The following is a 25,974-nucleotide window of genomic DNA, read 5'->3' on the forward strand; positions in this document are numbered from 1 at the left end:
CGCAGTGTCGATGAGCGAGTAGGGCGTGTGGCCTAGCGGATAGGGCGAGGGGTTCCTAACCCCTCGATCCCGGGTTCGAATCCCGGCACGCCCGCTACCACTTTTTACTCCCTCGGGTTTCCTCGGTCGCTGCGCTCCCTGCGGGAACCACTCGGTCGTAAAAACTTGGGGAAAAACGTCCTGCTGGCTCGCATAGCTCGCCAGCAGTGAAACGGCTCGCTTCGCTCGCCGTATGCTCGTGAATATGAACCCAGCACGCTCGTTCAGTTTCAATTTACTGAGCGATTCACGACTGGTAAAGCATTGAAACAGTCACTAAATAAGAAAATATGCGACCCCACCAAACAATAGTAGGAAAATTGTTATCGGGATGATCCACTCGCGAAGTAATTTGAAGGGTGCCAACAGCGTTCCACGGAGCTTGTAGATAACGCGTCTACCAAAACCGGGCCCACTGGGCGAGGAGGCGGGATCTGGGGCGGATGATTCTGCTACAGAGCCATCAACGCTCACACCAGGCGAAGACTCGTATTCTGGCTCTACGCTCCGGCCAGTCCGCTGAACATCTGAAAGTGCTTCGGGGCTATCGATCCCGCCCGATCGGTTTGCGGCCTCTTCGTCGCTGATCGGACTGAGAATCTGATGGCCACAGCTACGACATTCGACGGCATTCTGTGTGTGGACAGTGCCACATCGGTCGCATTCCCAGTTCATTGTCGTTGCGACGTTGTTACCGTGGTGCTTCTCTAACGGCCCATATCAACGTAACGCCGGTTACCATGCCACCGACGCTCACAAGAATCATCGGCAATAGTGCGCTGATAAGCGCGACACCAGCAACAATAAATACCAGTCCGAGGACCATCACAAGACCCAGCGACGCGACCCCGATAAACGGCAGACCTCCAGTGAGTACGCCAACAACGCGGCTTCCGACGAATATCGCCAGGACGAGAATGAAAATAATGCCAGTAAATCCTGCGAGCGCTGGACGGGCACCCGACTGCATCACCGCAACGATTCCAACACCGAGATAGCCATAGAGAATCGGAGCACCATTCTCCACCATGTACTGATAGCGTCCTGTTCCGCTGACGCCGCTGACAGTTAGTATCGTACCGATGACGAGCAGTAAAAACGGAAATACGTAACCAACCTCAAGCGTGGGGAGCCCTGGTGCAGTCTGCGTTAGCAACGGTGAGTTCGCTGCCCCAGGTTCGAGGACAACGCCATTCGCATCCAAGAAAACCCAGAGTGCGGCCCGCCATTCGCTAAGGTTGTCAACAGTATCGACCGGGACAGTTGCCCAGATTGCGAGTATTCCCAGAGCAAATGTCGCAGCCCCAATTACGGACCCATAGACGACCCGTCGTTTCTCAAGCCGCATACAGGTACAGTGGTTCAATCATACTTATTTTTAATTCAATCATGTTCAGAATCTATCGACGCAAAAACAGATAGGGGTGTGGTTACCCCCTGAAATCCGCTACCCGTCGAGATTCTGCACGGTATTCAGCGCATTAATTCGGCCAGCGCCGAGGTCGGGATCACTCTTGCCGTTGGCCAGTTCTGCTCCGGCCTGGATCTCTGTTTCGACCTGCTGTGGGTTCGATTCCGGCGCAAGCTCACGAACAAGCGCCGCCACGCCCGCGACTTGCGGCGCCGAGAACGACGTGCCTGCGATGTAGGTGTACCCGCCAAGTTCGAGCGGGTATGCCGTGAAGACGAGGTTTGTCGGGAACGGAAACTCGGTGCTCTCTGAGAGGGTCTTTTCGAGGGTTTCGTAGCCGCCGCCGGGCGCGGCGACGTCGATCTCGTTGGTGCCGAAATTGGAGTAAAAGACCCGCTCGTCGTTCGGGCCAGTCGCACTCACGCTGAACGTTGCTGGGATGCTGTTCGGGAGTGTGAATCCGCCGCCCTGCTGGAGATTGCCGCCGCTGTTGCCAGCGCTTGCGGTAATAACTGTCCCCTGGCGGACCGCCGACTGGTAGACCCTCTGACTCGCTGCACGGAGACCACCCTCGTTTGCCTGTGGCGGGAGAACTTCGGGGATACCGAGACTGAAGTTCGCCGCGTCTGCACCGACCGCAGCGGCATAGCTGATCCCGGTGAAGATGTCGACGAACCGGGCGCCGCCTTCATCGGGGAAAACCCGGACCGGGATTAACTCAGTGTCGGGGGCAACGCCGGTAATTCCGACTGCGCCAGTCGCTCCAACGACGCCGGCAACTGCAGTGCCGTGTCCGCGGACGGAGTCGTCAGCGCCGTCGGTCGCCTCCGCGTCGTCGGGAATAAACGTCGCTGCGAGGTCCTCGTTCACGTTGCCGAGATCCGGATGATCGAAGTCGATTCCCGTGTCAACGACGGCAACGCTGGTCTCCTCACCGGTCGCGATCTCCTGTGCCTGTCCGGCCTCGATCACGCGGTTGTCCCACTGCCGATCCGAGAACGCGGGGTCGTCGGCACTGGCCGCCTCCTGAACCGGCGTCTCGAAGTCGACTGTCACGTCCCGCGAAACCGCTTTGATCCCGCCAAGGCGTTCGATCTCTGATTCGGCATCTTCGGGCCCCGGACACCGAAAACCTGCGAGTTAGCAGTGTCCCGAAACACCTCGAATCCCGCCGCAGTAAGCCGATCACGGGCGCCTGCGCCGGTAGCGGTGACGACGTACTCCGCTCGGCCGTCGTCTGCTGTCGCGTATCCTGTTGCCGTCAGCGATACACCTGCTGCACCGATCGCCTGGAGTAGTGTTCGCCTCTCTACATCCATGTTACTTCCACCTGCAAACGTCATAATATAGGTGTAAGGAGACACACATAATAATTATCCTGAGACTGGACATACTTCAGACAAGATGTCAGCAGCGGCGAACAGTCTACAAGCCGAGAGAGCACCCGGGTGGCCAACGAGCGCAGGACAGCCGAATTGTCCGCCGGCGGAGAACAGTTAGGCCTCCGCGCCGTCGCTGCGGAGTTTGAACTTCTGGACTTTGCCGCTGGGATTTTTCGGCAGTTCGTCGACGAAGTTGTAGCTTCGTGGTCGCTTGAAATCGGCCAGTTTGTCCGACTCTTTGAGGTACTCATCGATTTCCGCCTCAGTCACGTCGCCGACGACGTAGGCGACGACCTGTTCGCCCCACTCCTCGTGGGGTTCGCCGACGACGGCCGCTTCGACGACGCCGTCGTGGGTGTACAGCACGTCCTCCACGTCGGTCGGATAGACGTTCTCGCCGCCGGTGATGATCATGTCATCTTTCCGGTCGACGACGAAGAGATAGCCGTCCTCGTCGCGATAGCCCAGGTCGCCGGTGTAGTACCACTCCTGCCCGTCGGCCTCTCGAAGCGACTCGGCGGTCGCGTCCGGGCGGTTCCAGTACTCCCGCATCGTGCAGGGCCCGGCGAAGAGAATCTCACCGATGTCACCCTGCTCGACCTCGTCGGTAGGATCGCCGTCAGGTTCGATGATCCGCAGGTCGTGATTCAGCGCCGGCAGGCCCGCCGACCCCTGCTTGTCGATTTGATCTTCGGGATACTGGAAGGAACCACAGGGACCGATTTCGGTCATGCCGTAGGCCTGTAGATAGCCGGCGTCGAAGACATCCAGACAGCCGTCGAGCACCTCTTGTGGCATCGGCGCTGCTCCGTATAGTCCGAGTCGGAGCGAGGAAACGTCGACATCGACCTGGTCGGCGGCCTGCAACAGCCCGTTCCATCCGGTCGGCGCGGCGAAAAACAGCGTCACGTCGTGTTCGTCGATGGTCTGCAGCGCACGGACCGGGTCGAAGTCGTGATGGATGACGCTCGTGGCACCGACGTGGATTCGCGGGAACAGCGCCGCGTGGAGTTCAGCACAGTGATACAGCGGGAACGCCGACAGACCCACGTCGTCGCGTCTGATTCCCCCTTCACCGATGCAGATGAGATTATGCTCAACCATATCGCGGTGCTCGTGGACAACCCCCTTCGGCCGGCCCGTCGTCCCCGAAGTGTAGATGAACGCGTAGACATCGTCTTCCTCGACGACCGTATCGGGACGGTGACTCGCACCAGCCGAGAGCGCGTCGTAGAAATTCTCGGTCCAGTCGGGGCCGCCCTCGTCGATGAAGAGATACTCGTCGACGGTCTCTAAGTCGTCGCGGGCGTTCGCGACCGCCTCCCGAGTCGCCTCCTCGAAGAGCAGCGCGCTCGATTCCGCATCGTTGAGGATGTATTCGATTTCGCCGGCCGGCAGGCGGTAGTTCAACGGGTTGAACACCGCGCCGAGTTTCGCGCAGGCGAACACCGTCAGGATGATCTCCGTCCCGTTGTGCAGCATCGTCGAGACGCGATCACCCTTCTCGATCCCCCGATCAGCCAGCGCGTTCGCGAGTTGGTTGGCCTTCGTATCGAACTCCTCGTAGGACCAGCGCTGGTCCCGTCGCGGATAGATCAGCGCGTCTTTCTCCGGATACTTGTCTGCTGTCTGTTCAAGCGTCTCTCGCAGTGTTGGATACATTGTACCCCCCGATGAGCTATTCAGCGGTCACCGACTAAATATTACCGCAGCCGAATATGTCCGGCGGTACCAAACTGCTCGGTCGGTAAGTCAGGATTCGATCCGGTTCACCTCGAACAGCGAGTCGTCCAAGCAGACTGGCACGCCCGACATGTGCCCGTCAATACTTATCCCGCCGCACGCACTCGGGCCAATTATGAGTTCGTTCGATTCTGATCACCGTCTCGAAGATATCGCTGTCCGGGACACCGGAGTATCCGCCGCAATCGACGAGCCGATGCGGGCGATGATTCTCGACATTCTGGCCGAAGAGGAGTTGCCCGCGAGTGACGTGCACGACAGGCTCGCCGACCGCGGCATCGACCGGACGGAGAACACCGTTCGTCACCATATCAACGAACTCCGCGATGCGGGACTCGTCGACGTGGTTCACTTCGAGGAGGGACGAGGCGGCACGATCAAATACTACGGCGCGAACACGACCGTCCTCTCGTACTCGCTTCCGCAATCGGCTGCGCCCGCAATCGAGGAGATGATCGACGCGGTACGGCCGGAAGTCGAAGCGGCTCTCGACACACTGACCGAGGAGTACGACGGCGCAATCGACGAGATTACCGAGGAGATGCAGCCCTGCGAGCACTGTCGAACCCAGAAGTACGAGACGTACGTGCTGTTGACCGTCCTGCGGCGGGCGTTCGTTCGCGCGTATTACGCGGATTGATGGCCGAGCATCGATACATCTAATCCCCTCTGGTCGTGACCTGCGAGTATGGAAGACGAACAGAAACGGAAGCTCGCGGCGATCATCAGCGTTCTGCTCTCGCTGACGGCAATCGGGATTTCCCTGAGCAGCGCAGGCTACATTCCGCCGTGATCAATCGGCCGCACTCGGCCGCCCGGACTCGGTGACCGTGACGTATCCGCCGCCGAGATGCTGCTTGATTCGGCCGGCGCGCTGTAGTCGCTGACAGTGCCGCCGAACCGTACTGGGATGGACGCCGAGCGCGCCCGCGATCTCCGGCCCCGTTACCGGCCCGGCCTCCGCGACGACCGTGAGGATCGCATCTTCGATTTCACCGGTCATACGTACCGATTTTGGACACGTATGCTAATGAAAGACATGCAGTCCTGCAGCGGGCATTTATTACCGAGATGTGATATTCGAGAGAACACTTAATTCGTTCATCATATATAGGATATATTTATCGAGTGAAAGACAGGCATACAATCTTATTAATATTGTAAAGTACAGTCGAAAACAGCATGTATGTCTTGTTATACCCCTTAAATTTAAATATACACCCTTATTCCTAGCAACTATGCGATATCGTGGGGAAGCAGACAGACGGACGGTACTGAAAGCGACAGGGGGGACACTTGCTGTGGGAATGATCGGACTTTCGGGCTGTCTCGGTGACGAGAGCGACGGTGACGGCGAGTCGATTACGATCACACTCACGCAGTTTCCGGATACGATCGATCCGCTCAATCACATCACGGGGGACTATTTCAACGTCCTCGATCACATCTACGAGCCGCTGTTCGAGTTCCGGCCCGGTGACGGAATCTTTCCCAGAGTCGTCGAGAACACAGAAGTCGTCGGCAACGGAACGACCGAACTGCAACTCCGGGACGACGTCGTCTTCCACAACGGTGACGACCTGACCGCCGAGGACGTGGCCTGGACGATCAACCGGACGCTGGACGACGATATCGGCGTGCCGAGTCCGATCGGAACGTTCGGGCTCGGCTCGATCGAGGGGGCAGAGGCGACCGGCGAGACGACACTCGAAGTCAACTACTCCGCTGCACCCGGACTCGCTGAATTCGAGTACGGGAACTACTCGCGAGCGATGAACAAACAGTGGTCGATCGACAACTACGACGCCGATCAGGCGGGCGAAGCCGTTTCGGGGTCCAGTGCGGACGATTTCAACGGCACTGGTCCTTACGAGGTCGTCGAGTTTACCTCCGGCGAAGAAGTCGTCCTCGAACGGTTCGACGACTACTGGGGCGAAGAACCCGCGTTCGAGCAGGTGACGTTCAACGCCAACAGTGAGTCGAGCGGTCGCGTCAGTGCAGTCGAAACCGGGGAGAGCGACCTCACGATCAACGTCCTGCCGGAAGACGTGGGGATCCTCCAGAACACCGACGGAGCCGAGGTACGCCGCGTGACGAGTTTCCGGTCGATTTTCCTGCCGATGAAAAACACCGTCGCGCCCTTCGACAGCCTCGAATTCCGGCAGGCGATGAACTACGCCGTCGACAACGCGGGCATCGTCGAGTCGGTGTTGAGCGGCTTCGGCGAGGCCCGCGGTCAGCCGGTTTCGCCGGGCATCAACGGCTTCAACCCCGATATCGAGCCCTACGAACAGGACATCGGGATGGCCGAGAGTCTGGTCGAAGAGAGCGGCTACGGGGGTGCCGAAATCGAGCTCGTCGCGCCGCAGGGCCGGTATCTCAACGACTCGGCAGTCGCCGAGACGGCCGCCGACCAGATCGACTCGCTCAGTAACGTCAACTGCAGCGTGAACATCGTCGACTTCGGTGTCGTCTCGGACGCGAACTCGGCCGGCGTCGATCCCGACCAGTTCGACATTCCCTTCTACATGATCGGCTGGGGTGTCATCACCGGCGATACCGACTACGGCGTCCAGGGCTTCTTTACGATCCCGGACAACCCGAACCGGACCTTCGACGATCAAGAACTCAGCGACGCAATTCTGGAGAGCCAGCAGATCGAAGATCCCGAGGAGCGAACACAGAAGCTACAGGAAGTCAACCAGTTGGCCCACGAGAAGTGTCCGTTCGTGTTCCTACACACCCAGGAGAGCCTCTACGGCGTCAACTCGGCAATCGAGTGGGAACCCCGCGAGGACGAAGTCGTCTACGTCTGGGAGATGGAGTAACCGTGTTCGTATCACACGGATGTGAATCGACAATCGAGCCACGAACATCGTAGCCATGTCGACAGTCAAGTTCCTGATCCGTCGGGTACTTCAGGGTATCTTCGTCGTCTGGGGAGCCATCACCATCATGTTCGGGCTCCGTGAGATCTCTCCGGGCGATCCGGCGATCCTGATACTCGGACAGGGCGCGCGCCAGGACCGCATCGAGACCGTCCGCGAACAGGAGGGGCTCGACGAGCCGATTTTCGTCCAGTACTTCGACTATCTGAGTGACTTCGTCGTCGGTGATCTGGGCTACTCCTGGCAGTCGAACCGGGAGGTCACCGCGATGGTGCTTGAACGCGTCCCCGCGACGCTGGAGTTGGCGATTGCCGGCACGCTGGTCGCCATCGTCATCGCGATTCCGCTCGGCGTCATCTCCGCGACCCGCCGGGGCGAACCGGCGGATTACGGAGCGACGATGTTCTCGCTTCTGGGAATCAGCACGCCCAACTTCTGGCTTGGACTGATGCTCATTCTCGTCTTCGGAGTCTGGTACGGCATCCCGTACCCGTCGCCGAGCGCCAGCGGGTTTCCCGTCGGGCTGAGCTTCTTCGATCTGCCGATCGGACGCCGACCGGTCGGGTTCGGGGAGGCGGTGATGACGCTGTTACGAACCGGCTCAGCGGCCGATTTACTCACCTGGCTCAGACACATCACGCTGCCGGCGATCACGCTCGGCACCTACTTCACGGCGCTGATCACCCGTCTCACGCGCAGCGGGATGCTCGACGAGATGGGCAAACCCTACGTCACCGCGACGGAGGCGAAGGGGCTGCCGGAGGTGTTGATCCGGTACAAACACGTCCTGCGGAACACGATGATCCCGATCATCACCGTGCTGGGTCTCCAGCTCGGCACCTTGCTCGGGGGGGCGGTGATCACCGAGACGGTCTTCAACTGGCCGGGGCTGGGCCAGCGGCTGATCAACGCCTTGAACGCCAGAGACTGGCCGCTGATGCAGGGTATCGTCGTCTTCATCGCCATCGGCTTCGTCACGCTCAACATTGTCGTCGATGCGATCTATCAGTATCTCGACCCACGGGTGAGCAGTGAATGATTTCCGACCGTGTCAAATCGAGTCTGAAACAGGAGTTCTCGAACAGTCTGCTCGCAAAGATCGGGGTAGTGCTGCTCGTGGCCATCTTCCTGATGGCACTGTTCGCGCCCTTTATCGCGACACACAACCCGAACGAGACCGGCTATTTCAGCGACCGCGGCAACCCCTACCCCCCGGTCGGCCACGAGTACGAAGCGACCATCTCTGAAGGCGGTGAGTTCGCCGAGGTGACCGTCGAACCGAACAGCGAGCACGTCCTCGGGACGAACAACGTCGGGCAAGATGTCTTCTCGCGGTTCGTCTACGGGGCGCGCGTCTCGGTGCTGGTCGGCCTGTTCGGAACCGCGCTCGCGATGCTCATCGGCGTCCCCTACGGCCTCATCGCCGGCTACTACGGCGGCCGCGTCGACGACGGCATGATGCGCGTCGCCGACGTGATGCTCTCGTTTCCGGCGCTCGTGCTCGCGCTGGCGCTGATCGGCGCCTTCGAGTCCTCGACGATCAGCATTCCCGATCCGTTCGTCCAGTTGGGGCTGGCCGACGGCATGCCCGAGAGCATCCCCTTACCCGGTACAGTGACCATCGTCGCGGCGCTGGTGATCTGGGTCTGGTTCGCTCGCGTCGCCCGCGGGGAGGCTCTGTCGATCCGCAATCAGGAGTACGTCAAAGCCGCCCAGAGTTTCGGCGCGAACAACCGGACGATCCTGTTGAAACACGTCCTGCCCAACAGCGTGACGCCGATCATCGTGCTGGCGACGATCCAGGTGGCGGTGATCATCCTGCTCGAAGCCTCGCTGGCCTTCCTCGGCTTCTCCGGGACGACGCTGTCGTGGGGCTTCGAGATCGAACGCGGACAGGACCTGCTCCGAACGCGGCCGTGGGTGGCAATTTTCCCCGGTATCGGTATCGTGCTGACGGTGATCGCAGTCAACCTGATCGGCGACTGGCTACGGGACGCACTCGACCCCAACGTCGAGGGAAGCGAGCGGGGTGCCTGAGATGAGCGAACAACTCCTCCGTGTCGGGAATCTCTCGACGCGATTCTTTACCGAGGAAGGGCAGATCAATGCCGTCTCGAATCTGGACCTCGATATCGAGCGCGGGGAGATCTTCGGCATCGTCGGCGAGAGCGGCAGCGGCAAGAGCGTCACCGCCCGCTCGCTGATGGATCTCATCGAATCACCGGGGGAGATCACCAGCGGCACCATCGAGTACCGCAGTCCCGACCTCGCGGCCGCCGTCGAGGACGACCACCCCGAGGCCGTCGACGGCGAGTTCGTCGATCTGCGCACGGTACCCGAGGAAGTCAGACGCGGCCTCCGCGGGAGTTCGTTCAGCATGATCTTCCAGGACCCCGAGAGCAGTTTCAACCCGAGTTTGACCGTCGGCGAACAGATCGCCGAGGCGGTCGAGGTCCAGCGGCGGGCGAGCGCCCGCCCGCGGTCGACCGCGGCCCGGACGGCAGAGTACTCCCTTGGGTCGCTGGTCGCCTCCACGGTACTGGGCTCGCGGAAGTTCATCAAAAAAGAGAGCAGAGAGCGGGCGGTCGAACTGCTCGAAGAGGTCGGCATTCCCGACCCGGCCAAGCGGGCCGAGGAGTACCCCCACGAGTACTCCGGCGGCATGTTACAGCGAGCGATGATCGCACAGGCGCTGGCTGGCGAACCGGATCTGTTGGTCGCCGACGAGCCGACGACGGCGCTGGACGTGACCATTCAGGCCCAGATCCTGGACCTGCTCGCCGAGTTGCAGGAGGACATCGATATGACGATTCTGCTGATCACCCACAATCTCGGCGTGATCGCCCGGATGTGTGATCGCGTCGGTGTGATGTACGCCGGCGAAATCGTCGAGCGAGGGACACTCGAAGACATCTTCGACAACCCGATCCATCCGTACACACAGGGGCTGCTCGGCTCGGTGCCGGACCTGGAGCGTGCTGGCGGCCGACTCCAGCCCATCGGGGGCAACGTCCCGAGCCTGCTCGATAGTGGGATGGCCGACCGGTGTTACTTCGCCGACCGCTGTCCGAAGGCCATGGAGGAGTGTCTCGACAAACCGCCGGAGTTCCCCGGCGACGGGAGCGACGACCACGAGGTGCGCTGTTATCTGGCCGACCACGAGTACGATCCGGCGACTGCACTGCCCGAGGATCACTTCACGGAGGTGGACGATGACTGAACAGCCGCTTGTCGAGGTCGACAATCTACAGAAGTACTTCTACGAGCAGGACACTATCGTCGACCGCCTGCTCAGAAACGAGCCAGTCGCCGTCAAGGCTGTCGACGGCGTCTCCTTCGACATCTACGAGGGCGAGACGCTCGGGCTCGTCGGCGAGTCCGGCTGTGGAAAGTCGACCTGCGGCGAGACGCTGCTCCGATTGCAGGAAGCGACCGACGGTAGCGTTACCTTCGACGGCACAGAGGTCTTCGAGCTTTCAGGCGGCGATCTCAAGGAGTTCCGCCGGAACGCCCAGTTCATCTTCCAGGACCCCTTCTCCAGTCTCGATCCGCGGATGCCCATCGGCGAGTCGATTCGCGAGCCGCTCCGGATTCAGAACTGGCCGGAGAGCGACCCCGACGTGACGACAGCAGCCAGCGTCGAGGCAAGTGGCATCTCGGCCGATCGCGTGACCGTGACCGTCGGCGACGATATCGACAAAGTCGTCGAGCCACGGCAGGGGGTCGCGGAGGTGACAGTCCACATCGCAGCAGAGCGCGACGAGCCCACAGCGGCGTCGGACCCAGGCGTCGACACGGCCGGAGCGTTCCGGGTGCGCGTCGCAGACGGCCTCTCCGTCGAGGCGAGCGAGGCGGACGACGAACTCGACGTAGCGGTGTCTGTCGGGCGTTCGGATGCGGAACTGCGGCAAGCGCGGGCGGCTGATCTGCTCGACCGCGTGGGGCTGTCCGCCGACCAGGTGGATCGATTCCCACACGAGTTCTCCGGCGGCCAGCGCCAGCGGATCGGCATCGCCCGCGCGCTCGCACTCAACCCCGACTTCCTGGTGCTCGACGAGCCGACGAGCGCGCTCGATGTCTCCGTCCAGGCCCAGATTCTCAACCTCCTCGGCGACCTGCAAGCGGAGTTCGATCTCACCTTCCTGTTGATCTCACACGATCTCTCGGTCATCCGGCACATTAGCGACCGGGTCGCGGTGATGTATCTCGGTGAGATCGTCGAGATCGGACCGGCCGAAGCGATCTTCGAGAGCCCGAAACACCCCTACACGCAGGCGCTACTCGAGAGCGTCCCGCGGGCCTCGACGGAGGAACAGGATCGGGAGATCGAGGCGCTGTCGGGGGACGTTCCCTCACCACGGGAGCCGCCGAGTGGCTGTCGGTTCAGAACGCGGTGTCCGAAGGTCATTCCACCCGACGGGATGGATATCGAGCAGGAGAGCTACCGCGAGATCATGGATCTCCGCCAGCAGATCGAAAGCCGGCGGTTCGACATCGAGAGCATCGACGGGGACGCCGAGACAGACGGCGTCGTGGAGACGCTCAAAGAACGAACGATTCAGACCGACCTGCCCGCCGCCCACGAGTCGACCGTCGACGACGCACTCGAAGCGGTCGCCGGTGAGGAGTGGGAACGGGCCGAAGAGATCCTCGCGCAGCGTTACGAGAGCGTCTGCGAGACGACTGCGCCGCCGCTCGTGGGCGGAGATCATTGCGGAGCCTGTCACCTGCTGTCCGACGACGAGCCCGTCGAGAGCGGCAGCGACACCTCCGGCGTGGCGACTGACGACTGAGTTGCCCCGAACCGGAACACCCTTGCCGGAATCGGTCCCACTGAGAGATATGGTGTCGGGTACTGCTGGCGAGTCGACCGACGACGAGTCCTTCGGCAGCCACCTCCGGAAACTCGACCACTGGACTTTCTTGCTCGCGCTCGGACTCGTCGTGGCGAACGTCGCCGTCAACTCCCCGTATCTCAGCGCCGCCGCGGCCCTGCTGTTGCTCGTCGCGCTGGGATACGACGCCTGGGAGTTTTACACCGAGTGAGCGGGAAAGCTTTGGTACTCCGGAACACACACAAGCGTGTGGAACTAGACGAGATGCTTCCGGATCCGGGCTTGCTCGTCACGGCCGCTGGAATCGTCGTCATCGCCGTCGTCCTCTGGGGAGCCGTCTCGCTCGTCCGGGGACAGTTGATCCAGCCGCTGGAAGCCGTGATGTTCGCGTTCGTCTTCGCGTTCGTCTACTTTGGCAGTCTCTCGTTGCTTGGCAACAGCGAGTCAAGCAGCGATTCCAGCTAACGACGGCGGACAGAATCAGAGCAGTTTGTCTGTCGGAACTGCCTGCTCGAACTCGGGGATTGCTCGGGACGGCATAGGGAGATGAACATTGCTTCGTCGAACTGTACCGTTTTGACGAGTGCCGCTCTCGACAGCTCCGAGCCATCGTATGGAACAACAAGAGACGTACCGAATCAGAGGCGCGGTGAGTACGATTCCGTTTCGAGGGTGAATTGCGACGGCGAAACGAGCGAGCCCAAACACCCAAACCGAGGGCTATCCTCTGTTCGATAGAGCCACGGAATGTCAGGAACGGACGACGAGATTTCCGAGATGATCGAGCAGATATCGACGATCGAACTCAAACTCCAGTCGATCGAGGAGGCACCGCTGGGGATCGCGATTGCCGATATGCAGGCCGACGACGAGCCGCTGATCTACGCGAACGAGGGATTCGAGGAGATCACGGGCTATCCGGAGTCGGAGATTCTCGGCCGGAACTGTCGGTTTCTGCAGGGCCCGGAGACTACCGAGGAGTCGGTCGCACGGATGCGGGCGGCGATCGAAGCGGACGATTCCGTCCGGGTCGAACTACGTAACTATCGGAAAGACGGCGAGCAGTTCTGGAATGAGGTAACGCTCGCGCCGCTGCACAGTGAGAACGGCGAGGTGACCCACTACGTCGGCTTCCAGCAAGACATCAGCACGCGAAAGGAGTACGAACGCCAACTCGAACAGCAGAAAGACGATCTCAGCGTGCTGAACGAGATGGTTCGGCACGATATCCGCAACGACCTGCAGGTCGCGCTGGCGTCGATGGAACTGCTGGAAGCCGGCGACGGCGACGACGAACAGGTGACCGCAGCCATCGAGAGCATCAATCAGGCGATCGGACTCACGAACGTCGCCCGCGACGTGGCGGACGTGATGCTCAAGATGGACGACTCCCATCACCCCGTCGAGATCCGCCCGATCCTACAGACCGAACTCGAAAACGCGCGGGAAACCGTCCCCGAAGCGACGATGACAGTCGCCGGGACGATTCCCGCGGTTCGCGTGCAAGCGAACGAGCTACTGGGCTCGGTCTTTCGGAACCTCTTCACCAACGCACTCACGCACACCGACGCGGCCGACCCAACCGTGCGAGTGTCCGTCACGGAACGCGACGGCGAGGTGACGGTCATCGTTTCCGATAACGGACCGGGCGTGCCCGAGTCCGCACGCCATCAGCTCTTCGATCGCGGCTGGACGGATCCGGAGAGTCGCGGGACGGGCATGGGGCTGTACATCGTGAGCAGACTGGTCGAAAGTTACGGCGGAACGGTCGAACTCGCGGGGGAGACAGAGGACAAAAGCGTCGGTCTCGGCGGCGCGGCGTTCGTCGTTCGGTTCCCGACGAGCGGCGACGACTAAGAACTCAGACGAAGCGGAACGTTTCGAGATTTTTCGGCGCGAAGGTGCGCATGTTGAACTCGTGATACAGCGCCGAGGAGAACTCCTGTGTCGAGGATTCGTCGCCGTGAACACAGAGCACCTTCTCGGGACGGGGGTTCATCGTGCGGACGAAGTTCTCCAGTCCCTGCCGGTCGGCGTGGCCGGAGAAGCCGTCGACCACTTCGGTGTCCATTTTCAGCGTGAGCGTCTCTCGACCGCGACCGCCATTGTCGATTGGAATCTCGTCCCAGCCGTTCTGGATGCGTCGGCCGAGGGTCCCCTGGGCCTGATAACCGACGAAGGTCAGCGTCGAGTCGGGGTCGGTGCCGAGGTGTTCGAGCCAGGACATGATCGGGCCGCCTTCGAGCATTCCCGAGGTGGAGATGATGATCGACGGGCCTTCGTCGGCGACATCCTGCCGTTCCTCCTCGCCGCCGTCGATATGGTTGAACTGATCGGAGAGGAAGGGATTGGCGTCGTCGTGGAAGATGCGCTCGCGCAGATCGTCGCGGAGATACTCGGGATAGGTGGTGTGAATCGCCGTTGCCTCCCAGATCATCCCGTCGAGGTGGACCGGCACCTCGGGAATCTCGCCTTCCCGCATCGCCTCTTCGAGGACGAGCATGATCTCCTGTGAGCGGCCGACGGCGAAGGCCGGGATGAGGACCTTTCCGTCCCCGTTGAGGGTGTTTCTGATCGTCTCTTTGAGTTTCCGCTCGGAGTCCTGCTGGTCGGTCTGGTAGTCGTTTCGGCCGCCGTAGGTCGACTCCATGACGAGCGTCTCGACGCGGGGGAAGTCGTTGACTGCGCCGTTGAACAGCCGCGTGTCGTCGTAGTGAATGTCTCCGGAGAAGGCGACGTTGTACAGGCCATCCCCGATGTGGAAGTGCGACACTGCGGAGCCGAGAATGTGGCCGGCATTGTGCAGCGTGAGTTTGATATCCGGCGAGATATCCGTCACGTCGCCGTATTCGAGCGGGATGGTGTGTTTGATCGCTTCCCGGACCATCTCCGATTCGTACGGCGGGGCGCGCCCTTCCTTGGCGGCCACGTCGAGATAATCCAGCGTGAGCAGGCCCATCAGGTCCCGTGTCGGTTCGGTGGTGTAGATGGGGCCGTCGTAGCCATACTTGAACAGGAGAGGAATGAGCGCAGAGTGATCGAGGTGAGCGTGGGTCAGCACGACTGCATCGAGGGAACTCGCACCGGAGCCCAGCGCTTCGGGGACCTGCAGATAGGGGACCTCGTCTTCAGCGCCGGGTTTGTCACCGCAGTCGATGAGGACGCGAGTCTCCGGTGTCGAGAGAATGAACGCGGCGCGACCGACTTCTCGGCAACAACCCAGCGTCGTGATACGAACCCACTGGTCGTCGGACATCTCCTCGCGGTGGATCTGTCGGCCGATCCGTTCGAGGATATCGCGACGGTCGTCCCGTTCCTGTTTCAGGAAATTCCGGACGTTTTTGACCGTAGAGGATTCGATCGGCGGCGTCCGAACGACTTCGGGCGTCCAGCCGGTTTCCTGCGTAATCTCTCGCAGCGTTTCACCGTGGCGGCCGATCACCATCCCCGGCTTTTCGGCCTCGATGACGACTTCGCCGGTGTCGACGTGGAAATCCAGATCCGTCACGCCGGCCTCGTCGGGAATGACATCGAGTACCTGATCGCGGGCGTCGTCGGGCTTCGAGAGCACCGCCGGATCCGGACGGACCGTGATCCGTTTCCGGAGTTTCGATGCCAGTTGCCGGACGAGATCGCCGTCACGGGCGAACCGTTTCGGGTCCCGCGTGTAGACGACCAGTTCGGGGCCCTCGTATCGGACTTCCGTGATCTGCACGTCGGATGGCACTTCCTGTTCGATCGTCGCTTCTATCTCTTCGAGTTGTTGCTCTACTGTGCTCATAGGTCAGAACCGTTTCGCAGGGCACACGCGTGCGCTGTCCGCACCCGTGTGGACTGTTCGCTGTCGATAATTGAACCAGACATTGTCGAATTGCAAGGTGTATCCGGACACGCGCCCGGAAAACCGCTTGGTGACTGAGATTTGACGGCGCTGCATATAAAAACCTTCGCAAAGGATCAGTTTCGGGAACTGAGCGGTTCACGGCGGCAGACGCGCACTCGGTCAGGACTCGAAATCGCTGTCGGGCTGGACCCGTGAGAGCCGCATCGCGTTGCCCGTCACGCCGAGGCTCATCCCCATGTCACCGACGACAACGGCGACGGCGACGCTCACCAGCCCCAGCGGGACACCGAGCGCGAGCAGGAACTTCACGCCGAGACTCGCCCAGATGCTCTGTCGAATGACGCCGTTGGCCGTGTGCGAGAGGGAGTACAGGTACGGGAGTTTCCCGATGTCGTCGCCCATCAGCGCGATATCGGCAGTCTCCAGTGCGGTGTCGGTACCGGCGGCACCCATCGCGACGCTAACATCGGCCGTCGCCAGCGCAGGGGCGTCGTTGATCCCGTCACCGACCATCGCGACCGTCCCGTATTCGGCCTGCAACCCTTCGATAGCCTCGACTTTGCCTTCGGGCAGGAGTTCGGCGCGGTACTCGTCGACGCCGACCTCCTCGGCGATAGCGCGAGCGGTACCCTCGTTGTCGCCGGTGAGCATCACGACGTGTTCAACGCCGAGTTCGTGGAGGCGTTCGACAGCGCGCTTGGCGGCCGGTCGCACCTCGTCGGCGATGGCGACCGCCCCCAGCAGTTCCGAGTCAGTCCCAACGAGCACGACCGTCTTGCCCTCCTGTTCCAGCGCCGCGATGGTCTCGCCGACGGCCGGGCCAGTCGACTCCGTGGCCGCGGCCGCAGAGACGCCGCCATCGGTCGCTGCCGGTCGGGAGAGGTCGAAGCCGAGATCACCGAACAGGGCCGGTTTGCCGGCGTAGTAGGTCTCGCCACCGTCGGACGAGTCCGACGAGCCTCCGGCTTCGCCGGAGACGTCAATGTCGGCGCGGATTCCTCGCCCGGTGAGACTCTCGAAGTCGGTCGGTTCGGGCAACTCCGCCACGCCAGTCTCCTCGCTTCGCGTGACGATTGCGTCGGCGATTGGATGTTCGCTTCGCTGTTCGACGGCGGCGGCGTACCACAGCAGCGTCGACTCGTCAGTCTCGCCGAACGGGACGACATCGGTTACTGCCAGTTCGCCTTTCGTGAGCGTACCCGTCTTGTCGACTGCGACGGCGTCGACTTCACCCATCGTCTCCAGGTGGTCACCGCCCTTGATCAGAACACCGTTTTTCGCAGCGCTGGTGATACCGGAGACGACCGAGACGGGCGTCGAGATGACGAAGGCACAGGGACAAGCGATCACCAAAAGCGTCAGGCCGCGGATGAACCACGTCCGCCAGCCGTCGCCGAAGAACAGCCCGTAGCCGGCCACGTCGACGGTGATCGGATCGGTGATGAGCAGCGGCGGCACCGCGGCCGTCAGAATCGCCAGCGCAACGACCAGCGGTGTGTAGTAGCCCGCGAAACGGTCGACGAACTGCTCGGTTTTGGTCTTGTTCGCCTGCGCGCCCTGGACCATCTCGATAATCCGCGAGAGCGTCGAATCGCCGGCCGTCGAGGTGACCTCGACTTCGAGATACCCCTCCTCGTTGATCGACCCAGCGTAGACCTCCTCGCCGGGCGTTTTATCGACAGGGACGCTCTCACCGGTGATCGGCGACTCGTCGACCGCGCTCTCGCCGTCGGTGACCGCCCCATCGAGAGGAATCTTCTCACCCGGGCGGATCACGACGGTTTCACCGACCGCCACGTCCTCGGCGGGAACGGTGACCTCCTCGCCGTCCCGCTTGACTGTCGCCTCGTCCGGCGAGAGTTCCATCAACTCCCGCAGGGAATCTCGGGCCCGATCCATGGCGTAGTCCTCCAGCAGTTCGGCGATGCTAAAGAGGACCGCGAGCGTCGCTGCCTCGACAAAGTAGCCAATTCCCGTCGCGGCGATGATGGCCGTCCCCATCAGCAGGTCGATATCCAGACTCAGATTCTTCGCCGAGTAGTAACCGCTGCGGATGACGGGAATCCCGCTGGCCGCGACAGCACCAAGGAACAGCACGTCGCTGATCGCCAGCGGAACGTCGAGGACGGCGGCAATATCGACGTTCTGGCCCGTCAGGAGAAACTCGAAGACGAGGCCGAGCGTGACCAGCACTGCGCCGAGCCACGTCTTCTTCGCGCGGGGGGTCGTCCAGATTTCCGACGGCGGCGCCATCTCGACCTCGTCCCCATCCGAGTCGGAGTCATCTCCGCCGACGACCTCGTAGCCGGCGGCTTCGATCCGTTCGACGATGTCACCCTCGCTGGCCCGATCGGCGTCGTAGGTGACCGTCGCCGTCCCGGTGGTCGGCTGGAGATCCATCTCGACGATACCGTCGACGCGCTGGAGACTCTTGTCGACTTTCTGGGCACAGGACGGACAGTCCATCTCCGGGACTGTGAGCCGAGCGGTGAGTTCCACTCGGGAACCGTCTCCCACGCCGTCAGCGTTCTCTGTCATTACCTGCCCGTAAGAGAGTTAGTTCGATAACCCTTTGTTGGAATATTCCAAGATTCAGAGCGAGGGGGCGTTTTCGGCCAGTTGCGTCCCGGTGACGTGGCGTTTGGCGAGTTGTTCTTCGGCCCGTCGGAGTCGGTAGGTGAGCGTCGACCGCGGGATGTCGAGGTGGTCGGCGAGATCACCAACGTCGATTTCTCGGGGCGACTCGTAGTAGCCGTGTTCGACGGCGGCCCGGAGTGCTGCCTCCTGTTCTGGGGAGAGTTCCCCCTCTGGCTCGTCGCCGCCCGTCCCGGCGGCAGTTTCGCCGGTTCGGAGCATCTCCATCTGGGCGCAGTCGCCGACGGCCCCGTCGAGGGTGTCGAAAAAGCCGGTCACGTCGCCGTCGTCGGGGTGGATGAGCCGCCAGGTGTAGTGTCGGCCCTCGTTGCGCGTCTCAAAGAGGACGCCGTCGCCGAGGTGATCGCGGGCGATATGCGGGACCGAGGCACAGGTCGGCGTGCGCTCCCACGTCGAGTAGAGGACGAGCGTGTCGTCGGTGCGGTCGAGGACGCGAGTCGTCTGTGTCGCGCCGCAGTGGTCGGTCGCCAGGCAGTCGGCGTAGTAGTCGGCGTCGAGAAAAGCGTCTCTGATGTCGTCGAGCGCCGCGGCAGAGCCGCTGACGTGATCGACCCGCCAGAGGTGATCGGCGGTCGCGTGCAGCGACAGCGAGCGAATCCGGGCGTCGGGATGCTCGGCGAGCGTGTCGGCCACGCGGTTGTAGCCGGGCTCGTATTCCAGAGCGAAGACGAGTTCGCGCATGTGTGGTTTTTGGGGATGGTAGCAATTATACTGCGTGGCTGGTTTCGGAGCGTGGTTTGGTTGAGTTCCTGTGGTTGACTACGTAGAGGAGGTCAGCGAACGATTCACAAGGTGATTGTTTCATCGTAGAACTGGCTGAATACGCTGGTAAGTAGACGTGCGGACTGGGTGGTGACATTACTCACATCATTCAGTGATGTTAGAAGAGGTATACAAGATGCAGGGCCCGTATCTTGACAGTCCGCTCGCCAGATTAGATTAAATCAGTCATCATTTGAGACTTACCTACCGGCGCAGAGTGCTAATCTATCTACATCGTGCCAGACACTGCTTACAAACTGCAAAGAACCTATTCGGCTACAAACTCAACATTTGTAACTTCAAACCGTGCTCCACCAGTAGAACCTTCGACAACTTGAATTTCCCACTCGTGCGAATCGACAATCTGTTTAACAATACTTAATCCAAAGCCAGTTCCCTGCGCTGAGGTCGAGTGTCCAGACTCAAACACAGCATCTCGCTCGTCAGACGGGATGCCGGGTCCATCGTCCTCAACATAAAATCCATCGTTGAGGTCACCGACAGTTATCCTCACGTCAGAACTACCATGCTCTACACTATTTCGAAACAGATTCTCGAATAGCTGTCTGAGGCGACTCTCTTCAGCACGAATGGTTGAGTGAGTCACTACATTGATAGCCGCACTTTCCGTTTGAACAGTCGTCCAACAGGTGTCAACCAAATCTGAGAGTTCAATCATGGTCTGTTCAGACGGGGTTTGGCCTTGTTGAGCTAAAGTCAAGAGATCAGTAATTAATGCTTCCATACGCTCATTCGCACTCTCAACGTGTGAAAGGTGTTTGCTGTCGCAGTCATCTTGGGCTAGTTCCAGCCGTGCGTTGGCGACGTTCAGTGGGTTTCGCAAATCGTGGGAGACAACATTTGCAAATTCCTCTAACCGCTCTTTTTGATTTTCAAGATGCTGCTCACGATCTTTCAGTTTACGGGTACGCTCCTCAAGTTCTTTCGTCCGAATTGTTACTCTGGACTCTTCGACTCCGATTAATAATCCACCGATAGAGCCGATCATTAGTGCGATTGATTGTGTACCGACAGACCATTCGACGGTAACACCTGGATGGAGGTCACGTAAGAGTATGAAGCCGAACATGACGCCAGTCCCTCCGACAATCCATGTGATCACCCGCAGATAGTACTGCGGAGAAATGCCGGAACGTGGGAGCCAATAACCGGCAAACATGAGGGTTGCACCCGGGATGCCTACGAAAATGAACTGAAAGAGAGCGGTGACTACTGATCCGTCACCAAAAAGGTGCAAAATGGCCTGTGAGATGCCGGTTAGGCAAATTAGCCCACCGACAAGAAAAAACAAACCAGGGAGGCGCGATAAATATTGAGAGAGTTTGCTGGTAGATTCAAAATTCGCGGTGTCAACCATCTAAAGTCTTTAATGCTCATTGCACATAATATGCAGGAAATTAATCGGAGAAATTTCAGTGGACACTTCATAGATGTATTTTAAAACTCAATTGGGACGTTATTTAGTCGAAATAGCACACTTCCTGTGCCGCATCCATCCTCTATCGGTTACACTGGACTTTTGACAGACCCCTCTCGGTTATCACTCGTCGCGGTACGTATGCCCCCTGTACTAATCGACTCCAGCCCAGCCGATAACAGCGCGTCGGTTCTACAGATACCGAAAACGTGGACAACCAATAGCGAGACAGACTGAGATGTTCGTTATTATGAATCTACACAAAACATATGTCATTGGTGAGAGCGATGAGTCATATGATCTCTCCATCGTCAGTCCTTTTCTTTTTGATTGTTGGCTGTCTCGCCGTTGGCCTCAGTGGTCTAATCGGAAACTCAGTTACTCCCACATCGAGATCAGACGCTACGGTTCTTGCAGTGCTCGTCATAATTGGTGCAATAGGCGCTTTTGGATTGGTTACTGCACCTAGTTCAGAATACGAATACAGAGTTACCACTGCAGACGATTGCGCGAATAACGACTACGTTCAGGATTATGACGACCTCTCACCACGAGAGCAGGAGGTGTTTGATGCAGCAGTTGCGGCAGATAATACAGACCCCCATACCACGAATCGCAATCCCGGGTTTACACTCGGGACTGACACAGGAGGAGACAATTGTATCCAAAAGAACGGGCAATCCTATCGGCTGTTTGTTGAGCAACTCAGTCCGAGAAGCTTGTTAGCGACGCTGATGTTTTTAGTGATGTTTATGATCGGCTCTCTCTCGGCGCTGCTTCACGGGTTTCTCCTCATCGAGAGACAGCTACCAGCCCAGACTCGCAGATAGATTTGATTACGTGGGCAAGCGGTTCACATTTTGACCACCTGGATAATTCAGGACTCCGGCTGTGAGCGGAGCAAGGCCCTTCCACTCGCCGCGAAGACTAATTGTTACGCCACACCAGAACTCCGATATGCACATCACACCGGCCGTCGTCGTCGAGGAGTACGAGTGGGTCCAGTCCCGCGAGGAACGCATCGTCCCGCTGGTCAACGACGTGCGCGACGACCTCGGGGAATTATTCGAGACGGAAGTCGATCACATCTCTCGGGAGCAGTACCGCGAGGCAGTCGAAGACGTGTTCGTCGACGGCGATCTGGCGGTCAATGTCGCCGCACTGGTCCGCCTCTTACGGGAGCTCCACGTCGATGAGGATTACCCCGGCTTCGTCGTCGACGAACTACTCGGCCGGGAGTTGGCGGGGATGATCGCCGGCACCCAGCCCCTCCGACTGCTCGGAGAAGCGACCTTCCACTACGCGGACGTGCACGTCCACGAGGGCGAGAGTGCCGGCGCCGACGATCTCGATGCGGCGCTGGCCGCGGGCTTTCAGACACGACTACCCGGCTGGGACTGGACCGAAGGCGAGAGCCCGTTCACCGTCTCGGGACAGATTTAGGGGAGCATGCTCCCTACGGAGGGGTATGAGTTCAGTACCCGAACGCGGGGATATCGACGAGCAGTACAAATGGGACCTCCAGTCGCTATTCGAGACCGACGAGCAGTGGCAGGAAGCCTACGAGGCGGTCGAATCCCGTCTCGACGAGCTTCGTGCCTTCGAAGGACAGGCCGCCGAGGACGCCGAGACGCTGCTCTCGCTGTTCGAGAATTACGAGGACGTGATGCGAACGGTGGCAAACGTCATGGCCTACGCCCGGATGCGCAAGGACGAGGACACGCGAGACGGCGAGCGCCAGGCGATGGCGACCCGCGCTCAGTCGCTGTACGCCGAGGCCGACAGCGCGACCAGTTTCATCGAACCGGAGATTCAGGCGCTGGATCGAGAGGAAATCGAGGCGATGATCGACAAGGAGTCCGAACTCGAAGAATACGAGCACTTCCTCGACGATATTCTGCGGACGAAGCCACACACTCGCTCGGCGGAGGTCGAAAATCTGCTGGCGGAACTGGGTGAGATCACCGGCGCCTCCGGCGAGGTGTACAACATGCTCGCCAACGCTGATATGGAGTTCCCCGTCGTCGAAAAGCCCGACGGCGAGGCCGTCGAGATCACCCTCAATAACTTCACGACGTTGCAGGAACACCCGAACCGGGAGTTCCGCCAAGAGGTCTACGAGCAGTTCTACGACGAGTGGGAGGACGTCCGCAACGCCGTCGGAACGGCCTACCGCAACAGTGTCAAGAAAAACGAGAAACTGGCCGAAGCGCGCAACTACGAAACTGCTCGCGAGGCCGCACTCAACGGCCCGAACATCTCCGTCGAGGTGTACGACACCCTCGTCGACACAGTTCGGGACAACCTCGGTGAACTGCACCGCCACGCCAACCTGAAACGGGAGGCCGCCGGCGGCGACGAACTCCAGATGTGGGATCTGTACATCCCGCTGGTCGACGGCGAGAGTCCCGAGATCCCATACGAGCAAGCCTGTGAGTACGTCACCGACGCGATGGCACCGCTCGGCGAGGAGTACCAGTCCCGACTTGCGGAGGGGCTGGACTCCCGGTGGGTCGACGTGTACGAGACCGCCGGCAAGCAATCAGGGGCCTACAGCGGCGGGACCTACGACTCACAGCCGTACATCCTGATGAACTACCAGGATGACGTGTCCTCGATGTACACGCTGGCGCACGAACTCGGCCACTCGATGCACTCCGAACTCGCCAGCGAGACCCAGCCGTACGTCTACGCGGATTACACCATCTTCATCGCCGAAATCGCCTCGACGGTCAACGAGACGCTGCTGACCCACCATCTACTCGATACCGTCGAGGATGAACGACTCCGCCGGCACATCCTCAATCAGTATCTCGAACGGTTCCGCTCGACGCTGTTCCGCCAGACGATGTTCGCGGAGTTCGAGCAGCGTGCTCACGAGCTTTCGGCAGAGGGCGAACCGCTCACCGCCGACCGACTGGACGACCTCTACCGGGAACTCAAGGGCGATTACTACGAGCCGGGGGTCATCGACGACCGGATCGCTCGCGAGTGGATGCGCATTCCGCACTTCTACCGGGCCTTCTACGTCTATCAGTACTCGACGGGAATCTGTGCCGCCGTCTCGCTGGTGGAAGCCATCAGAGACGAGGGCGAGCCGGCAGCCCAGCGCTACCGGGAGTTCCTCCAGAGCGGCTCACACGGCTACCCGCTCGAACTCCTCGGCGAGGCCGGCGTCGACATGACCTCCTCCGAACCGATCCAGCAGGCTATCGACGTCTACGGCGAGTATCTCGACGAGTACGAGCAGTTGCAGTAAAAAACGCAGAAGCGCAAAGCGGGATCGCCCGCCCCGAAATCAGGCGGGTTCGGGGTCGAAGATCTCTGGTTCGGCCTCGCCCTCGACGTTGATGATGCCGAGCATGCCTTTGCGGGCGACTCGACTGAGCGCGTGGTCGACCAGTTTGATCGGGCCGGGCACCGGCGTGTCGATCTCTGCGATGGCGACACTCCCCGGAACCACGGGCGCAGTCTCGACGTAGTGGTCCGGATCGGAAGCGATTGCGCCGTCGCGGTAGAACGTTTCCCAGACGTTGCCGATTCCGTGCCAGGAACTGATGAGGTTCGGCCCGCCGTTGGCGTGGAAGATGCGGACCCGCTCACCCTTCTCCACATCGACGGGTCCGTAACCGTCGCCGGTGATGGCGTAGGCTTCGCCGTTGAGACAGACGTAAGTCGGATCCTCGGATTTCATCGCGCCGAAGTCGAAGTTGTGGTGGCCTTTCTCGCCCGCCTCGGCGTCGGTGTACAGTTCGTGCTGGCCGAAGTACAACTCCCGATCAACCTCGGGCAGCCCCTCTTTGGGTTCGACGAGGATGGCACCGAACATCCCGGCGCTGATGTGGTGGTCCAGGTTCGGCACCGCACAGTGGTAGACGTGGACACCGGGGTACATCGCCTTGAACTCGAATGAGGCGGTTTCGCCGGGGTTGACCGTCGAAGCGCCAGCGCCGCCACCGGGACCGTAGACGGCGTGGAAGTCGATGTTGTGCGGCATCGAGTTGGACTCGTCGTTGGTCAGCGTAACATTGACCGTGTCACCCTGGCGGACCCGAACCATCGGACCCGGAATGCGGCCGTCGAAAGTCATGTAATCGAACGTGACGCCCGGTTCGATTTCGGCAGTCTCCTCCGTCGTCTTCATCTCCACCTCGTGGTGACGCGGCTCGGACCAGTCGACTGGGTCCGGAAGATCCGTCGGATCCGCCGCGATCCGGTCGGTATCGACCTCCTTCGCCTCCGGTAGTCCTTCTTCTTCGTTCTGGTCGGCCTGAGTCTGGGGCTGTTGTTCTGGTTCGTCGTCATCGCTGTCTGACGAGGTGAGACAGCCCGCGAGTGCGACAGCACTGGCTGCGCCTGCTGCTTTCATCAATGGTCGACGGTTGGTGTCTGGTTGTTCTGATGGCATTGGACCTTACATTTACAGAGTATTTTACCGAGGCACATATACCGGGGAACGCGTTCTAACGGCCCCAAGAGTCATTCTGAGCCGCCCAAAACGGGACCTCAATACTCGGGGGCGTTATATCAGCCACCGACCTCGATATCGGTCGAGAGATGAGCAACTGTCGGGTCTTTTCCCGTGCGAATTCCAGTCAGTCTGCGAGGTGCGCTCAGGAACACGCCGACTGAAGAATCATAACTCAGAACCAGAACTAACACAGGCCCCGCCCCACACGAGAGCACATGGCAAAAACCGTCGACGATCTCAGAAACGAACTCAGGGTTGCCTCGGGTCGCTTCGAGCGCGAGATTTCGGCCACGTTCACGAAAGAGGACCTCGCGGCACTCTGTGACGCTGTCGGTAGTGAGATCGACCTCGATCCGCTGCCACCGAAGCCGGAAATGCGAGCCGCCATTCTGTCCGAGATTGGTGATGACGACGAACCCACTGATACTGACCGACCGTTTCGGAAGGCAGAACTCGAAACGATCGCAGACGCGCTCGACGAGTAAACCCCGGCAAAAGCCGGACAG

At 60.4% G+C, this 25,974-nt stretch carries 23 protein-coding genes and 1 tRNA gene; 14 read left to right on the top strand and 10 right to left on the bottom strand.

All coding sequences use genetic code 11. The annotated features are described in order from the left end of the window. Positions 1–21: 21 nt before the first annotated feature. Positions 22–94 (top strand) — tRNA-Arg (locus V8P86_RS03210). A gap of 636 nt (positions 95–730) precedes the next feature. Here V8P86_RS03210 and V8P86_RS03215 read toward each other — a convergent pair. The 4 genes from V8P86_RS03215 to V8P86_RS03230 form a co-directional block, all read right to left on the bottom strand. Beyond that, a complete protein-coding gene (locus V8P86_RS03215) occupies positions 731–1,387 on the bottom strand; it encodes a hypothetical protein (RefSeq protein ID WP_336325798.1) in 657 nt (218 codons plus the stop codon). 99 nt (positions 1,388–1,486) lie between these two features. Continuing rightward, positions 1,487–2,506, bottom strand: a complete 1,020-nt coding sequence (locus tag V8P86_RS03220) for a S8 family serine peptidase (RefSeq protein ID WP_336325799.1) — start codon at positions 2,504–2,506, stop codon at positions 1,487–1,489. Then, entirely contained in the window at positions 2,503–2,769 is a 267-nt protein-coding gene (locus V8P86_RS03225) for a hypothetical protein (RefSeq protein WP_336325800.1), read from the bottom strand. The genes V8P86_RS03220 and V8P86_RS03225 overlap by 4 nt, the downstream gene beginning before the upstream one ends. 177 nt (positions 2,770–2,946) lie before the next feature. Then, on the bottom strand, positions 2,947–4,494 hold the full coding sequence (locus V8P86_RS03230) for a long-chain-fatty-acid--CoA ligase (RefSeq protein ID WP_336325801.1): 1,548 nt from the start codon (positions 4,492–4,494) through the stop codon (positions 2,947–2,949). A 196-nt stretch (positions 4,495–4,690) separates the two neighbouring features. On the opposite strand from V8P86_RS03230, the gene V8P86_RS03235 reads away from it, so the two are divergent. Further along, complete coding sequence (locus V8P86_RS03235) at positions 4,691–5,215, top strand: ArsR/SmtB family transcription factor (RefSeq protein WP_336325802.1); 525 nt, start codon at positions 4,691–4,693, stop codon at positions 5,213–5,215. A 153-nt stretch (positions 5,216–5,368) separates the two neighbouring features. Here the strand turns inward: V8P86_RS03235 and V8P86_RS03240 are convergent, their stop codons facing one another. Further along, positions 5,369–5,578 carry an HTH domain-containing protein gene (locus tag V8P86_RS03240; protein WP_336325803.1) on the bottom strand — a complete coding sequence of 70 codons (210 nt, stop codon included), beginning with the start codon at positions 5,576–5,578 and terminating at the stop codon, positions 5,369–5,371. Positions 5,579–5,882: 304 nt separating this feature from the next. Here V8P86_RS03240 and V8P86_RS03245 point away from each other — a divergent pair, with 304 nt between their 5' ends. The 8 genes from V8P86_RS03245 (at position 5,883) to V8P86_RS03280 (ending at position 14,155) form a co-directional block, all read left to right on the top strand. Continuing rightward, positions 5,883–7,403, top strand: a complete 1,521-nt coding sequence (locus V8P86_RS03245; RefSeq protein ID WP_442909363.1) for an ABC transporter substrate-binding protein — start codon at positions 5,883–5,885, stop codon at positions 7,401–7,403. Between the two features lie 55 nt (positions 7,404–7,458). After that, positions 7,459–8,502, top strand: coding sequence for an ABC transporter permease (locus V8P86_RS03250; RefSeq protein ID WP_336325805.1), 1,044 nt, complete (start codon positions 7,459–7,461; stop codon positions 8,500–8,502). Then, positions 8,499–9,500 (top strand): ABC transporter permease, encoded by a 1,002-nt coding sequence (locus V8P86_RS03255; protein WP_336325806.1) that lies wholly within the window; start codon positions 8,499–8,501, stop codon positions 9,498–9,500. The genes V8P86_RS03250 and V8P86_RS03255 overlap by 4 nt, the downstream gene beginning before the upstream one ends. 1 nt (position 9,501) lies before the next feature. Beyond that, the gene (locus V8P86_RS03260) at positions 9,502–10,683 is read left to right on the top strand and encodes an ABC transporter ATP-binding protein (protein ID WP_336325807.1); all 1,182 of its coding nucleotides are present in this window, start codon (positions 9,502–9,504) and stop codon (positions 10,681–10,683) included. After that, positions 10,676–12,256 (top strand): ABC transporter ATP-binding protein, encoded by a 1,581-nt coding sequence (locus tag V8P86_RS03265; protein WP_336325808.1) that lies wholly within the window; start codon positions 10,676–10,678, stop codon positions 12,254–12,256. The genes V8P86_RS03260 and V8P86_RS03265 overlap by 8 nt, the downstream gene beginning before the upstream one ends. A gap of 49 nt (positions 12,257–12,305) precedes the next feature. After that, complete coding sequence (locus V8P86_RS03270; RefSeq protein WP_336325809.1) at positions 12,306–12,509, top strand: hypothetical protein; 204 nt, start codon at positions 12,306–12,308, stop codon at positions 12,507–12,509. Between the two features lie 38 nt (positions 12,510–12,547). Then, positions 12,548–12,763, top strand: coding sequence for a hypothetical protein (locus tag V8P86_RS03275; protein WP_336325810.1), 216 nt, complete (start codon positions 12,548–12,550; stop codon positions 12,761–12,763). A 282-nt stretch (positions 12,764–13,045) separates the two neighbouring features. Then, a complete protein-coding gene (locus tag V8P86_RS03280; protein WP_336325811.1) occupies positions 13,046–14,155 on the top strand; it encodes a PAS domain-containing protein in 1,110 nt (369 codons plus the stop codon). A 4-nt stretch (positions 14,156–14,159) separates the two neighbouring features. Here V8P86_RS03280 and V8P86_RS03285 read toward each other — a convergent pair whose 3' ends face one another. From V8P86_RS03285 to V8P86_RS03300, 4 genes are all read right to left on the bottom strand, one after another. Further along, the gene (locus V8P86_RS03285) at positions 14,160–16,079 is read right to left on the bottom strand and encodes a beta-CASP ribonuclease aCPSF1 (protein ID WP_336325812.1); all 1,920 of its coding nucleotides are present in this window, start codon (positions 16,077–16,079) and stop codon (positions 14,160–14,162) included. A 222-nt stretch (positions 16,080–16,301) separates the two neighbouring features. Further along, positions 16,302–18,680: a heavy metal translocating P-type ATPase gene (locus V8P86_RS03290; RefSeq protein WP_336325813.1), complete on the bottom strand. Its 2,379-nt coding sequence runs from the start codon at positions 18,678–18,680 to the stop codon at positions 16,302–16,304. Between the two features lie 54 nt (positions 18,681–18,734). Continuing rightward, complete coding sequence (locus V8P86_RS03295; protein WP_336325814.1) at positions 18,735–19,478, bottom strand: helix-turn-helix domain-containing protein; 744 nt, start codon at positions 19,476–19,478, stop codon at positions 18,735–18,737. Positions 19,479–19,827: 349 nt separating this feature from the next. After that, a complete protein-coding gene (locus V8P86_RS03300) occupies positions 19,828–20,937 on the bottom strand; it encodes an ATP-binding protein (protein WP_336325815.1) in 1,110 nt (369 codons plus the stop codon). A 356-nt stretch (positions 20,938–21,293) separates the two neighbouring features. Here V8P86_RS03300 and V8P86_RS03305 point away from each other — a divergent pair, with 356 nt between their 5' ends. The 3 genes from V8P86_RS03305 (at position 21,294) to pepF (ending at position 24,256) form a co-directional block, all read left to right on the top strand. Beyond that, entirely contained in the window at positions 21,294–21,827 is a 534-nt protein-coding gene (locus tag V8P86_RS03305) for a DUF7979 domain-containing protein (protein WP_336325816.1), read from the top strand. A 127-nt stretch (positions 21,828–21,954) separates the two neighbouring features. Beyond that, complete coding sequence (locus V8P86_RS03310; RefSeq protein ID WP_336325817.1) at positions 21,955–22,440, top strand: DUF7984 family protein; 486 nt, start codon at positions 21,955–21,957, stop codon at positions 22,438–22,440. 25 nt (positions 22,441–22,465) lie between these two features. After that, a complete protein-coding gene (gene pepF, locus V8P86_RS03315; RefSeq protein WP_336325818.1) occupies positions 22,466–24,256 on the top strand; it encodes an oligoendopeptidase F in 1,791 nt (596 codons plus the stop codon). Between the two features lie 39 nt (positions 24,257–24,295). On the opposite strand, the gene nirK is transcribed toward pepF, so the two are convergent. Beyond that, a complete protein-coding gene (gene nirK, locus V8P86_RS03320; RefSeq protein WP_336325819.1) occupies positions 24,296–25,366 on the bottom strand; it encodes a copper-containing nitrite reductase in 1,071 nt (356 codons plus the stop codon). 317 nt (positions 25,367–25,683) lie between these two features. Between nirK and V8P86_RS03325 the strand changes: the two genes are divergently transcribed. Beyond that, on the top strand, positions 25,684–25,953 hold the full coding sequence (locus V8P86_RS03325; RefSeq protein ID WP_336325820.1) for a hypothetical protein: 270 nt from the start codon (positions 25,684–25,686) through the stop codon (positions 25,951–25,953). The last annotated feature ends 21 nt before the right edge of the window (positions 25,954–25,974 follow it).

This window comes from Halovenus anhuiensis, assembly GCF_037080055.1.
In the GTDB taxonomy this organism is placed as follows: domain Archaea; phylum Halobacteriota; class Halobacteria; order Halobacteriales; family Haloarculaceae; genus Halovenus.